The sequence below is a fragment of the Mesonia aquimarina genome, assembly GCF_003667275.1.
Classification (GTDB): Bacteria; Bacteroidota; Bacteroidia; order Flavobacteriales; family Flavobacteriaceae; genus Mesonia; species Mesonia aquimarina.
The window spans coordinates 37,668-51,488 of the sequence record NZ_RCNV01000003.1 but is presented as its reverse complement, the minus strand read 5'-3'; the positions used below and the strand labels follow the sequence as shown (position 1 = coordinate 51,488).

General features: G+C 32.3%; 11 protein-coding genes. 2 read left to right on the top strand and 9 right to left on the bottom strand.

Annotated features, from left to right (window positions below; translation table 11 throughout):
- Positions 1-79: 79 nt before the first annotated feature.
- Positions 80-1,705, bottom strand: a complete 1,626-nt coding sequence (locus tag D9R05_RS05620; protein ID WP_121666269.1) for a CTP synthase — start codon at positions 1,703-1,705, stop codon at positions 80-82.
- Between the two features lie 103 nt (positions 1,706-1,808).
- Positions 1,809-2,048, bottom strand: coding sequence for a DUF3820 family protein (locus D9R05_RS05615; RefSeq protein ID WP_121666268.1), 240 nt, complete (start codon positions 2,046-2,048; stop codon positions 1,809-1,811).
- Between the two features lie 150 nt (positions 2,049-2,198).
- On the opposite strand from D9R05_RS05615, the gene sucC reads away from it, so the two are divergent.
- Positions 2,199-3,392: an ADP-forming succinate--CoA ligase subunit beta gene (gene sucC, locus D9R05_RS05610; protein WP_121666267.1), complete on the top strand. Its 1,194-nt coding sequence runs from the start codon at positions 2,199-2,201 to the stop codon at positions 3,390-3,392.
- A 73-nt stretch (positions 3,393-3,465) separates the two neighbouring features.
- On the opposite strand, the gene D9R05_RS05605 is transcribed toward sucC, so the two are convergent.
- The 4 genes from D9R05_RS05605 to D9R05_RS05590 are packed head-to-tail and all read right to left on the bottom strand — an operon-like array spanning position 3,466 to position 6,018.
- Positions 3,466-3,708 (bottom strand): PLD nuclease N-terminal domain-containing protein, encoded by a 243-nt coding sequence (locus tag D9R05_RS05605; RefSeq protein WP_121666266.1) that lies wholly within the window; start codon positions 3,706-3,708, stop codon positions 3,466-3,468.
- A gap of 19 nt (positions 3,709-3,727) precedes the next feature.
- On the bottom strand, positions 3,728-4,420 hold the full coding sequence (locus D9R05_RS05600) for a phosphoadenylyl-sulfate reductase (protein ID WP_121666265.1): 693 nt from the start codon (positions 4,418-4,420) through the stop codon (positions 3,728-3,730).
- Between the two features lie 6 nt (positions 4,421-4,426).
- The gene (locus D9R05_RS05595; protein ID WP_121666504.1) at positions 4,427-4,684 is read right to left on the bottom strand and encodes a DUF1456 family protein; all 258 of its coding nucleotides are present in this window, start codon (positions 4,682-4,684) and stop codon (positions 4,427-4,429) included.
- Positions 4,685-4,722: 38 nt separating this feature from the next.
- A complete protein-coding gene (locus D9R05_RS05590; protein ID WP_121666264.1) occupies positions 4,723-6,018 on the bottom strand; it encodes a DUF2254 domain-containing protein in 1,296 nt (431 codons plus the stop codon).
- 201 nt (positions 6,019-6,219) lie between these two features.
- Here D9R05_RS05590 and D9R05_RS05585 point away from each other — a divergent pair, with 201 nt between their 5' ends.
- Positions 6,220-6,663: an Hsp20/alpha crystallin family protein gene (locus D9R05_RS05585; protein WP_121666263.1), complete on the top strand. Its 444-nt coding sequence runs from the start codon at positions 6,220-6,222 to the stop codon at positions 6,661-6,663.
- Between the two features lie 52 nt (positions 6,664-6,715).
- Here the strand turns inward: D9R05_RS05585 and uvrB are convergent, their stop codons facing one another.
- From uvrB to D9R05_RS05570, 3 genes are all read right to left on the bottom strand, one after another.
- The gene (uvrB, locus tag D9R05_RS05580) at positions 6,716-8,722 is read right to left on the bottom strand and encodes an excinuclease ABC subunit UvrB (RefSeq protein ID WP_121666262.1); all 2,007 of its coding nucleotides are present in this window, start codon (positions 8,720-8,722) and stop codon (positions 6,716-6,718) included.
- A gap of 120 nt (positions 8,723-8,842) precedes the next feature.
- Complete coding sequence (locus D9R05_RS05575) at positions 8,843-11,251, bottom strand: T9SS type B sorting domain-containing protein (RefSeq protein ID WP_121666261.1); 2,409 nt, start codon at positions 11,249-11,251, stop codon at positions 8,843-8,845.
- A gap of 165 nt (positions 11,252-11,416) precedes the next feature.
- The gene (locus tag D9R05_RS05570; protein ID WP_121666260.1) at positions 11,417-13,816 is read right to left on the bottom strand and encodes a gliding motility-associated C-terminal domain-containing protein; all 2,400 of its coding nucleotides are present in this window, start codon (positions 13,814-13,816) and stop codon (positions 11,417-11,419) included.
- Positions 13,817-13,821 lie beyond the last annotated feature (5 nt).

Here is a 13,821-nt window from a genome sequence, read left to right as displayed (position 1 = left end):
ATCTAGTGCACTGTTTTCTTATGAATAGAAAAGTGATGTCAAAAACATCACCAGACTATTTTTTGTGCCAAGTTGGCATTTATTTTTTTGCTCGTTTTTTTGAAAATTCTTTAGCCGCTTTTACAAAACCAATAAATAAAGGATGCGGTGTAGCTACGGTACTTTTATATTCAGGATGATATTGAACCCCAACAAACCAAGGGTGAGAAGGGATTTCTACTGCTTCTACCAATCCGGTTTGTGGATTTATACCAGAGCTCATCATACCGGCTTTCTCTAATTGTTCTTGGTATTTACTATTGTATTCATAACGATGTCTATGACGTTCGCTAATAGTAGTTTTTCCGTAAACTTTATGAATTAAGCTACCTTCTTTTAGATCGCAATCCCAAGCGCCAAGACGCATAGTGCCTCCCATTTGCGTGATATTTTTTTGACTTTCCATAATGTCAATCACTGGGTTTTCGGTACCGTCGTCCATTTCGGTAGAATTGGCATCTTCAATTTTTAAGACGTTTCTGGCGTATTCTATAACTGCCATTTGCATTCCTAAACAGATACCAAAAAATGGTAAGTTATTTTCTCTAGCGTAATTTACGGCTGCAATTTTTCCTTTGATTCCGCGTTCTCCAAAACCTGGTGCTACTAAAATACCGTCTAAATCTTCAATCTTAGGATCAGCATTTTTTGCATTTATAAACTCAGAATGAATACTGCGGATATTTACTTTTACTTCATTTTCTGCTCCTGCGTGAATAAAGCTTTCTAAAATTGATTTGTAAGAATCTTGTAATTCTACATATTTTCCAACGAGACCAATTGTTACTTCAGCTTTCGGGTTTTTATGACGCTCTAAAAAAGCATTCCACTGTGTAAGATCTGGTTTATCTTCATCTGGAAGTGCTAATTTTTTTAAGGTTATAGTATCTAAACCTTCTTTTAGCATGTGGTTTGGTACATCGTAAATAGTAGAAGCATCAATAGACTGAATTACGGCTTCCTTTTTTACGTTGCAGAATAATGCAAGTTTTTCACGTAAATCTTGACTCAGTTCGTGTTCTGTTCTACAAACCAAGATATCAGCACTAATACCACTTTCCATTAAAGTTTTTACACTATGCTGAGTTGGTTTTGTTTTTAATTCTTTAGCAGCAGATAAATATGGAACCAAGGTTAAATGAATAACTAAAGCGTTGTCTTCGCCTAATTCCCATTTTAATTGTCTAACAGATTCTATATAAGGTAAAGATTCAATATCACCAACGGTTCCCCCAATTTCAGTAATAACAATATCATAATCGCCACTTCTTCCTAAAATTTGGATTCGTTCTTTAATTTCGTTGGTAATATGCGGAACAACTTGTACCGTTTTACCTAAAAATTCACCGCGGCGTTCTTTTTCAATAACACTTTGGTAAATTCTACCGGTAGTAACGTTGTTGGCTTGCGATGTATTTACATTTAAAAAGCGCTCATAATGTCCAAGATCCAAATCTGTTTCTGCACCATCTTCCGTTACAAAACACTCTCCATGTTCATAAGGGTTTAGCGTTCCAGGATCTACATTTATATATGGATCTAATTTCTGAATGGTGGTTTTATAACCACGCGCTTGAAGAAGTTTTGCTAATGAAGCTGCGATAATTCCTTTCCCGAGAGACGAAGAAACACCACCTGTAACAAAAATGTACTTGGTATTGGCCATTTTTTGGGTCCTTTTTATTATTGTCTATACGGAGCGCAAAAGTACAAATAACAATTTATTTTCAGCGGCAAATCCTATAAATTGTAGAAGAAATATGAAAAGTTTATTTTTGAGGAGCTGGATATGTTTTTCTAATCTTCTTTAAAAGGCCTTCTAAACCATTTATTTTCAGTTCAAGCATGGCTTTCATTTGTTCTCCAGTTTTTCCCGGAGGAAATCCTTTTTGTTGAAACCAAATGTAATATGGTTCAGGGATATCGGTCAAGTACCAATCTTTATATTTACCAAAATACATTTTTGCATAAGCAAGTTTAATGAGGTCTTTTTGTTTGATTCCATTCATGATGGACAAATATAGTATAAATAAAAAATTAAAAAATAACTTCAAAAAACTAATGATAAAGCTTTTAAGTTTTCTTTGGTAAAAAAATATTGGTACTAACTTTTACATTTCTTACTTTTGTCGTTCTAAAACTAGAAGAAAAACCTGATTATGAATTTACACGAATATCAAGGAAAGGAAATATTAAATAGCTTTGGCGTTAGAATTCAACGAGGAATTGTAGCAAACACTGCTGAAGAAGCTGTAGAAGCAGCAAAGAAATTAACCGAAGAAACCGGAACTGGATGGCACGTAGTTAAAGCCCAGGTTCATGCTGGTGGACGCGGAAAAGGTGGTGGTGTAAAATTAGCCAAAAACCTACAAGAAGTAGAAAAGATTGCTAATGAGATTATTGGTATGCAATTGGTAACTCCGCAAACTTCTGCTGAAGGTAAAAAAGTTAATCAGGTATTAATTACAGAAGATGTATACTATCCTGGAGACAGCGAGCCTGAAGAATATTACATGTCGGTTTTATTAAATCGTTCTACAGGAAAAAATATGATTATGTATTCTACCGAAGGTGGAATGGATATTGAAACTGTTGCCGAAGAAACTCCTCATTTAATTTTTACAGAAGAGATAGATCCGGGAACAGGAATCTTACCTTTTCAAGCAAGAAAAGTTGCATTTAATTTAGGTTTATCTGGAGCGGCATTTAAGGAGATGACAAAATTTGTTACTGCTTTATATACAGCTTACGAAAAATCTGATTCTTCTTTATTTGAAATTAACCCGGTTTTAAAAACCAGTGACGATAAAATAATGGCAGTAGATGCTAAAGTTACTTTAGATGATAATGCTTTATTCCGTCACAAAGACTACGCAGCAATGCGTGATGAGCGTGAAGAAAATGCAACAGAAGTTGAAGCAAGAAAAGCTGGCTTAAGCTATGTAGATCTTGACGGAAATGTTGGTTGTATGGTAAATGGAGCTGGGCTTGCAATGGCAACAATGGATTTAATTAAACACGCCGGTGGAGAGCCAGCAAATTTCTTAGACGTTGGAGGTACTGCAGATGCTAAACGTGTTGAAGAAGCTTTTCGTTTAATTTTAAAAGACGATAAAGTTGAAGCTATCCTAATTAATATTTTTGGAGGTATTGTTCGTTGCGATCGTGTAGCGCAAGGAGTTGTAGATGCTTATAAAAATATGGGCGATGCTATTAATGTGCCAATTATTGTTCGTTTACAAGGAACTAATGCAGATGTTGCAAAAGAGTTAATTGATAACAGCGGACTTAATGTTGAAAGTGCTGTTCAATTTAAAGAAGCAGCAGATAAAGTACAAAAAGTACTGTCATAAAAAGTTTTCAGTTTTAATATATAAAAAAGCCGTTCAAAATTTTTGAACGGCTTTTTTTATTTGTTCATGAAGATTACATTGCTTTTTCAGTAATTCGATGAAAATTTGGCTGAAACTTTCTTGGCTTCTTTGTTGTGTATTTTTTCTTCAAAATAAAATATAAAATGGAGCCTAATAGAGGGAAAAATAGTACAGAAAAAAGCCAGACAGTTCTCATTCCAGGTTTTTTAAACCTACATCTTGTAATATCTATGATAGCCCAAAACCAAATGATTGTTGAGCCAAAAACGAGCATGATAAATAAAGCTTGAATCATATCTTATTATAAAAGTCTATTATAAATGCAAACCACATTCAGTTTTTGGATTATTATTCCATCTTCCGCTTCGGTCTTCTCCTGGAACGGTACAGTGTTTACAGCCAATAGAATGATATCCTTTTGAAACTAATGGATGAAAGGGAAGTTGGTGCTTTTCAATATACTCATCACGTTCTTTTTTGCTGACGTCTAAAAGTGGATAGAATTTTAAAATTTCACCGCGTTCTTCAAAAATATTCAAAGATGCACGATGGTCACTTTGCCATTCCATTAATCCAGAAACCCACACGTTATACTTCTTTTTAATAGTTTCTAAAGGCTGCACTTTATTAATCGAGCAACAGAAATCCGGATTTTTTTGCCAAGTTTTATCTTTAGTAGTAAACTCGTGTTCTTCTTTTAATGCGCTAATAGATTTCACATTGAGCCCGTACTTTTTTTGAAGCTCTTTTTTATAGTGTATAGTTTCATCAAAATGATAACCGGTGTCTATAAAAAATACTTTCTGATCTTTGTTAACATCAGAAAATAATTTTAATAAAAACGCAGAAGTTGCCGCAAAAGAGCTTGTAAGCATAATCTCTTCAGTTTCAAAATCATCGTAGAGCGCTTTAATTCTTTGATGTAAATTTAGTTTGTTATATTTTTGGTTTAGTTGATTTATCTTTTCTTTAGAAAGTGTTTTCTTCTTAACTACTAATTCATCCATAAAAGGTTATTCTTTCTGTTTTGGTTTGTTTTTTTTTGGAGGCATTGGACCTCTCAGATGAATAATAAGTCCGTTTAAAAAATTTCGTAAAAATTGATCGCCGCATTCTACATATTTTGGGTGGTCTTCTTTTCTGAAAATTGAACCCAATTCGCTTTTGGTTACTTTAAAATCTACCAAAGTAAAAATTTTAATAATATCGTCGTCTCGTAATTTATGAGCGACACGTAATTTTTTGAAAATATCGTTGTTACTTAAAGCCATAGTTTTTTTTGTAAGCTTCAAATTTACGGAATTAAATTTTATTGTTTTTCGGTAGGAAGAGAATTGTAAAGCTTTTCTACTCGTGCTAAATCTGTATTGTTGGTAAGAGTATTTTTTACGTCTCCATAAAGTAGTGAAGCTTCTTCAATTAAAGCGTTATGATATTTTTTATTAGTTGTTTTTTGAAGTAATAAATACTTCAGCATAATAAATAATTTTTGAATGCAGGACATATCGTTTTTGCAATAGGTTCTATAGGAAACCATAACTTGATATAGAAGTTCTGGAAAATTTACCGTTGTAATAAAAATTAGTGATTTTTCATCTTGTGTAATTACACTATCATCATTTTTTTGCAGACGAAGCGCAAATAGTTCAGTTAAATAATCTATGGTATTTATCGCAGTTCCGGGATCATTAATTCCTGGAGACATTGCTTTCATGCCTATTTCTGTAATTTGCTTAAAAGCTAATGCGTAATTATCTTCAACAAATTCACTTCTTGCAAAATTGAAATTGGATAGAATTTTTTTCTGTAATTCTTCATCAATCTCTTTATTGACTTTTATAATCGGAATTCCTTTTAATACAAAAACTCCTTGAATAGGGAGAATTTTTATCTGAAGCTCATGTTCTAAACATAAATCAATAAGATTGCTAGCCGCAAATTTCTGAAAATATCCGGTTTCAGTACTATAATAACTTACCCAGTCATCTGTCTCAGGAAAACTAGGAGTGTTTTTATTCTCTTTTTCAACTAACTGTACAAGTCTATTTTTCGCTTTTCGGAATATATTATCTAAAATATTATTGACTTGAATAGCTTGAGAAATACTGTGAATAAAATATAAAAAAGCGGCAAAACAAACCACGGTAAGAATAATTCCTACAAGAACAGAAAAACCCGGTAATTGATATTCTGCATCTTCTTTTGGATTAATTCCCACTAACGTAAACGTATTATAGAGAATTGTGGCAAGATAAATTCCTAAAACATATTGATGATTTCTATTAGAAATTAAACCCGGTAAAACACGTGGTGAGAAATTACTTGAAGCCTGATTTAGTAGAACCATTACCATGGAGAAACTAAATACCATTATAGAAATAATTCCTCCGGTTAAAAAACTTAATAAGGTTTTTGCAGTGTCAGGATTATTTATGACTAATTCTGGAACATGTTCTACTATAAAAGCTGAGATTCCTTGCTTTTCTAAATAGAGCATGACCATAGCAAAATTGAAGCCTATAAAACTTAATAAAGCAGGATAAAAAGCAATTTTCCCTTCCACTGTATGGAAAAAGCTTGATAATTTATTGTAAAGTGCTTTCATGAAAATTTTAAACTTATCTCACTAAAGTAACTTTTAAATTGATGCTTTTGCTAGGCTTAACAAAAGTTTATTATTTACTTAACGACAAAAAGTCACTATCTTTTCATTAAAACAAGACAAAAAGTCATATTTTAATTAATGGTACTTAATTTGATTTTATGAAGATGAAAATTTGAATAAATAACTTTAAAACATAAAATTATGAGCTTAGTAAAAAGAACAACAGCAGACAATTGGTTACCTTCAATTTTTGATGATATGTTTAAAACAGATTGGTTGGGCGGTACATCTAATGTAAATAATATTGGCGTGAGTATTCCGGCAGTAAATATTAAAGAAAGTGATGATAATTTTTCAGTTGAAGTAGCTGCACCGGGAAAAACAAAAGAAGATTTTGATATTGAGTTAGATAATGATGTACTAACTATTTCTTCTGAAGAAAAAAAAGAAAAAAAGGATGAAGAAAATGGAAAATTCACTCGTAGAGAATTTAGCTACAGTACTTTTAAGAGAGCATTTAGTCTACCAGAATTTATAGATAATACTAAAATTTCTGCTTCTTATGAAAATGGAGTTTTGTTAATCACACTTCCAAAAAAGGAAGAAGCAAAAGTACAAGCTAAACGAATGATTGAAATTTCATAGGTGAATTAAATTTGATTAGTTAAAAAAGTAGCCCGATTTTTTCGGGCTATTTTTATACTTTTTTCTCCTTCAGTTTTTCTTGAAGCATTTTTAATTCATCTCTAAATTTTGCAGCCGCCATAAAATCAAGATCTTTAGCAGCTTTTTCCATCTGTTTCCGTATTTCTCGAATTCTATCTTCTAGTTGATTTTCGTTATAATAAGTAACTTCGTCTTCAGCAGCTTGTAGACTTGGAGCTGCTTCAAAAGTATAAGGTTCCGGTTTTTTTCCGGCGAGTGTATTATCTAAAGATTTATTTAAAGCAGTTGGCGTTATATTATGTTTCTTATTATAAGCAATTTGCTTTTCACGTCTATATTCGGTTTCATCAATTGTCTTTTGCATGCTATTTGTAATTTTATCAGCATACATAATCGCTTTTCCTTCTAGATGTCGTGCAGCTCTTCCAATAGTTTGCGTAAGCGAACGATTGCTTCTTAGAAATCCTTCTTTATCGGCATCTAAAATTGCTACCAAAGAAACTTCAGGTAAATCTAAACCTTCACGTAATAAATTTACACCTACTAAAACATCAAATAATCCGCGACGTAAATCTTGCATAATTTCAACGCGCTCCAAAGTATCAATATCGCTATGAATATAGCGGCAACGAATATCTATTCTGCTTAAATATTTGGTGAGTTCTTCCGCCATTCTTTTGGTTAACGTAGTAACCAAAGTTCGCTGATCTTTTTCTACTCGCACTTGAATTTCTTCAATTAAATCATCTATTTGATTTAAACTTGGTCTCACCTCAATTACCGGATCTAACAATCCTGTTGGTCTAATAACTTGCTCTACATAAACACCACCACTTTGCTGAAGTTCGTAATCTGCTGGTGTTGCGCTTACATAAACTACTTGGTTTTGCAGCGTTTCAAATTCTTCAAACTTTAATGGGCGGTTGTCCATTGCGGCAGGAAGTCTAAATCCATATTCTACCAAGTTTTCCTTTCGAGAACGGTCGCCTCCATACATTGCGCCAACTTGTGGAATAGTTACATGACTTTCATCAACAATCATTAAAAAATCATCTGGAAAATAATCAAGCAAACAGAAAGGTCGACTCCCGGGTTTTCTACCATCTAAGTAACGCGAATAATTTTCTATTCCAGAACAATAGCCTAATTCTTTAATCATTTCAAGATCAAAATTGGTTCGTTCTTCAAGACGTTTTGCTTCTAAAGGTTTAGCAATATCCTTAAAATAATTTATCTGTTTTCCTAAATCTAATGTAATTTGGTCAATAGCATTATTCAATACATCTGGAGATGTAACAAACATGTTTGCGGGGTAAATATTTAGACGATCGTATTTTTCTAAAACTTCATTAGTTTGCGGATCAAAAGCTTCGATTTCTTCAATTTCATCACCAAAAAAATGAATTCTGAAAGCATCATCTGCATAACCCGGAAAAACATCTACCGTATCACCTTTTATTCTGAAATTACCGTGATGAAACTCAGCTTCTGTTCTTGAATATAAACTTTGTACTAAGCGTTGTAGTAACTTTGTTCGTGAAATTTCTTGATCACGTTTAATTGAAATAACATTTTTTTGAAACTCTACCGGGTTTCCAATTCCGTATAAGCAACTCACTGAAGCAACCACAATAATATCACGACGTCCAGAGAGTAGAGAAGAGGTAGTGCTAAGCCGAAGCTTTTCAATTTCATCATTAATAGATAAATCTTTTTCAATGTATGTTCCTGAAGTAGGAATATAAGCTTCGGGCTGATAATAATCGTAGTAAGAAACAAAATATTCTACAGCATTATCAGGAAAGAATGTTTTAAACTCGTTGTATAATTGTGCCGCTAAGGTTTTATTATGAGCTAAAACTAAAGTCGGTCGTTCAACTTTTTCAATAACATTAGCCATTGTAAAAGTTTTTCCTGATCCCGTAACACCCAATAAAGTTTGGTGTTTTTCTTCGGTAGTAATTCCTTCAACCAATTGTCTAATTGCTTCCGGTTGGTCGCCAGTTGGTTTAAATGAAGAGTTTATTGAAAATTTCATGCAATTTCTTTCTTTGATTTACAGTTATAAAAAACTGTTTTTCAAGTTTTAAAATTACAGAATTCCCAGTATAATTATGTAAAATGTCCCTTAAATTATCTTGAGTAAATTACTTAAAATCTATCTATGCAAATAGACCCAACTTTTATAGACTTTAAAATTCGGATCGTTTAGATTTAAAATATAATAATAGGTACCCGTGGGAAGCTCTTTTCCTTGATTCCAAACACCTCGATTACTGGTTCCGTCCCAAGCGGGGATTGTGTTGTTGGCTTCGTAAATAAGGTTTCCGTATCTAGAATAAATTTTAAGGTTAAAATTTTCGAAGATGTCGTATAATCCACTAATTTCAAAAGTGTCATTTACTCCGTCATTATTGGGAGAAAAAGCTTCCGGAATAAATGGAGGGCAATTTTCTATAGAAAGATTAAAACTAATTACGCGGTAACAATCGTCCGAACTAAGATCATCTACTCGAATGTAAATTTTTTGAGGGTTTTGTTGATTTTTATAGTTACTGGAATTTGTAATAGCATTTGTATTGGTAAAGGCGTATTCTAAGGAAGTGTAAAAGCCTATAATTTCTTCTGAAGCTGATAAATTTAGTTGTTGTTCAATTTCGGTTAAATCGGAAAAAGCTTGATCAAATCCTTCATCACAATTTAAAAAACCGTCAATGCTACTTACATTTACATCTTTTACATCAATTAAAAAACTGGTTGTGGTAAAACACTCTGGATGATTTGCATTAAATAAACGCACATAAATTCTCTGAGGACTTGTGGTGTTTTGAAAATCTGTTGGATTTACAATGCTGTTTTTATTGTTTTCTGCATCAATTTCTGAAGTGTAAAATCGCACAGAAGAATTAGGTTGATTATCAATTATGATGGGGTTATTTTCAGTTAAATTGAATGTAGCGTTTTTACCCTCTGGATTTTCATTACAAACTTCTAAATCCTCAGGTTGTTCAGCCACAGGAGTGAAGAAGATATCCAAGATAAAGGACTCAATAATATAACAATCGGAATCAATAGTAGAAGTTAATCGTAGATAGATTCCTTCTGGAACATTTTGATTTTCGTAATTGCTGGGATCATCAATTGGATCAATATTATTTTCTGCATCGGTTTGACTATGATGAAAACTTACCTCTACATTGGTTTGATTACCGATGGCTAGATTTTCATTAACGGTCAGATCAAAGAAAGCGACTCCATCATTAGTTAGATCATCACATTGTTCTATATCTTCGGGCGGATTTTCAATATAAATATCTAATAATTGTACTTGTAGATCATCAAAATTATTAGAAGGATTAATTTCCGTAATAATCGGATCACCATTTCCATCAATATTCACCGACATATTCAAGTTAAAGTTATCGGGAATATTAGCAGGAATTTGTAGGGTGATTTGTCCGTTTTCAGAACCATCAATCGGAATGTCGTTTTGAGTGTTGGTTTGGCCTATCAGTTGATTATTTGCAAAAAAACTGATTAAGGTATTAGCAGGTAAAAAGTCAGTCGCATTGGTGTTATAAATAGTATAATCTACCTCAATTTCTCTAGAATTACATTCAACTAAAACATCATCAATTTCTGGGCTTGGATTTGGTAATTGACTATTTAAGACTGTCACTATATTATTTATAGCAACAATATCACTTGTTTGTTCTCCATCACCAGAATTTAAAATTATTTGTGCGGAATTATCACCAGGTGAAATATAATCTTCAATGTCATATACATCTAAATCCATATTATAGAAATCAGTACTATTAGTGAAGGTGTTAGTTCCGTTAAAAGCATTATTAGGAGGGTTTATAGAGTTACTAAGGACATTTCCGTTGATGGTAAGTGTTTCATCTACATTTAAAGAACTATCGCCTTCCCAAGCAAGAAAACCAATTTTAGCTCCTTCGTTATCAATTACGTTTAAGTTTTCTAAATCAATAGTTACTGATGTATTGCCTGAATGAACCAACTCAAAGCCGTCATAAATATTTACTTGATTTAAAGGTAGAGAGTTGTCTTCATAAACTACAATTATTGTCCAACCGCCAAAATTAATTCCTCCTGCACAATAACCAGTAGTGATAACTTCTGTTAAATCAAATTCTGAAAGTGTATATTCTCCATTTCCGTTTGCTGTAACAAGATCAGTCACATCAGCAAAAGCGGCAAAATAACTTTTTGTAATGGATAAATAATATAAAAATGTTCTTTCAGCTTCAATTTCTTGATCATTTAAATTTACACTTAAATCTCCTTCTCCTGACCCTGCCCAATAAAGATATGCAGCAGTAATATTTTGGTTAGCTGATAAGTTTAAATTTGCTGAATTTTGGGTTTGTATTTCACAAACTGAACTAGTTTCATTTTCAGCGGTATTCATTGTGTTTCCAATAGCAGTATAATCATAATTTCCATTAAACTGATTATAAAGAGAAAGTTCTTGATCATCTTGGCTATATAGGTAATTTAAAGAAAGGAGTAATAAAAAAAATGTAAGTATAAATCTTTTCATTCAATCATATTGAAAAATTATCTTTTTAAAGTTAAGAAAATTTTCACAACATTTAAGTTTAAAGAAAAGATATAAGGCTTTTACAGATAATAGAAAAATAAATTTTATTGGTATCGCAAAAAGTAGTAATACTCTAAGTTAGTTTACTAATTGAATTTTTCAGATTTATCTATGCAAATAGACCCAACTTTTATAGACTTTAAAATTCGGATCGTTTAGATTTAAAATATAATAATAGGTACCCGTGGGAAGCTCTTTTCCTTGATTCCAAACACCTCGATTACTGGTTCCGTCCCAAGCGGGGATTGTGTTGTTGGCTTCGTAAATAAGGTTTCCGTATCTAGAATAAATTTTAAGGTTAAAATTTTCGAAGATGTCGTATAATCCACTAATTTCAAAAGTGTCATTTACTCCGTCATTATTGGGAGAAAAAGCTTCCGGAATAAATGGAGGGCAATTTTCTATAGAAAGATTAAAACTAATTACGCGGTAACAATCGTCCGAACTAAGATCATCTACTCGAATGTAAATTTTTTGAGGGTTTTGTTGATTTTTATAGTTACTGGAATTTGTAATAGCATTTGTATTGGTAAAGGCGTATTCTAAGGAAGTGTAAAAGCCTATAATTTCTTCTGAAGCTGATAAATTTAGTTGTTGTTCAATTTCGGTTAAATCGGAAAAAGCTTGATCAAATCCTTCATCACAATTTAAAAAACCGTCAATGCTACTTACATTTACATCTTTTACATCAATTAAAAAACTGGTTGTGGTAAAACACTCTGGATGATTTGCATTAAATAAACGCACATAAATTCTCTGAGGACTTGTGGTGTTTTGAAAATCTGTTGGATTTACAATGCTGTTTTTATTGTTTTCTGCATCAATTTCTGAAGTGTAAAATCGCACAGAAGAATTAGGTTGATTATCAATTATGATGGGGTTATTTTCAGTTAAATTGAATGTAGCGTTTTTACCCTCTGGATTTTCATTACAAACTTCTAAATCCTCAGGTTGTTCAGCCACAGGAGTGAAGAAGATATCCAAGATAAAGGACTCAATAATATAACAATCGGAATCAATAGTAGAAGTTAATCGTAGATAGATTCCTTCTGGAACATTTTGATTTTCGTAATTGCTGGGATCATCAATTGGATCAATATTATTTTCTGCATCGGTTTGACTATGATGAAAACTTACCTCTACATTGGTTTGATTACCGATGGCTAGATGTTGATTAATGGTCAGATCAAAGAAAGCGACTCCATCATTAGTTAGATCATCACATTGCTCTAAATCTTCGGGCGGATTTTCAATATAAATATCTAATAATTGTACTTGTAGATCATCAAAATTATTAGAAGGATCAATTTCTGTAATAATTGGATCACCATTTCCATCAATATTCACTGACATATTCAAATTAAAGTTATCAGGAATGTTAGCTGGGATTTGTAAAGTAATTTGTCCACTTTCAGAGCCATCAATCGGAATATCGTTTTGAGTATTGGTTTGCCCTAATAATTGATTGTTTGCAAAAAAACTGATTAACGTATTAGCAGGTAAAAAGTCAGTAGCATTGGTATTATATATGGTATAATCCACCTCAATTTCTCTAGATTGACATTCTACTAAAACATCATCAATCTCAGGAGAAGGTTCTGGGAGTTCTGTGTTAAGTACTGTAACAACATTATTGACCATAACCAAATCACTACTACTTATTCCGTCACCAGATGTTAATAATATTTGAGCAGATGTATCACCTATGTTTATATTATTCTCTATATCATAAACATCTAAATCCATATTATATAGATCATTACTATTGGTAAAGCTATTGGTGCCATTAAATGCATTATCGGCTGGATTTAATGGTGGATTACTTAGAATATTTCCATTAATTCTCAAGGATTCATTATTAGATATACCTTGATCTCCTTCCCAGGCAAGAAAACCAATTTTAGCTCCTTGATTATCAATTACATTTAAATTATTTAGATTGATAGTTATTGAAGTGTTAAGGATTGAAACGCTTTGAAGACCATCATAAACATTAACTTGATTAAGAGGTAAACTCGTATCTTCGTATATAATAATAATTGCCCAACCGCCAAATGTAGTTCCTGTTTGACAATAATTACTAGTGTTGATTACATTTGTTAAATCTAAATCTGATAACGTGTAATTACCGTTTCCTGTTGTTGTAACTATATTTGTAATGTCTTTAAAGGCAGCAAAAAAATCTCTGGTAGAATCTAAAGTAAAATTAAAAGTTCTATCAGCTGAAAGGGGTTGGTTGTTAAGATTTACTTGAAAATCTCCTGTTCCTGTTCCTGCCCAATACAAATAAGCGGCTTCAACGGTTTGACTGGCTGATAAAGTTAAGTTTGCATCTGATTGTGTGTTGATAACGCAATTTGCAAAAGCGCCATTTTCAGATGGGTTTAAAGTGTTACCTATAGCTGTATAATCATAGCGACCATTAAATTGATCGTAAAGCGAGAGATCTTGTCCAAAATTATGAAAAAAACAAAAAAAGGAAATTAGGAGTAAAATTTTTTTCATTTAAA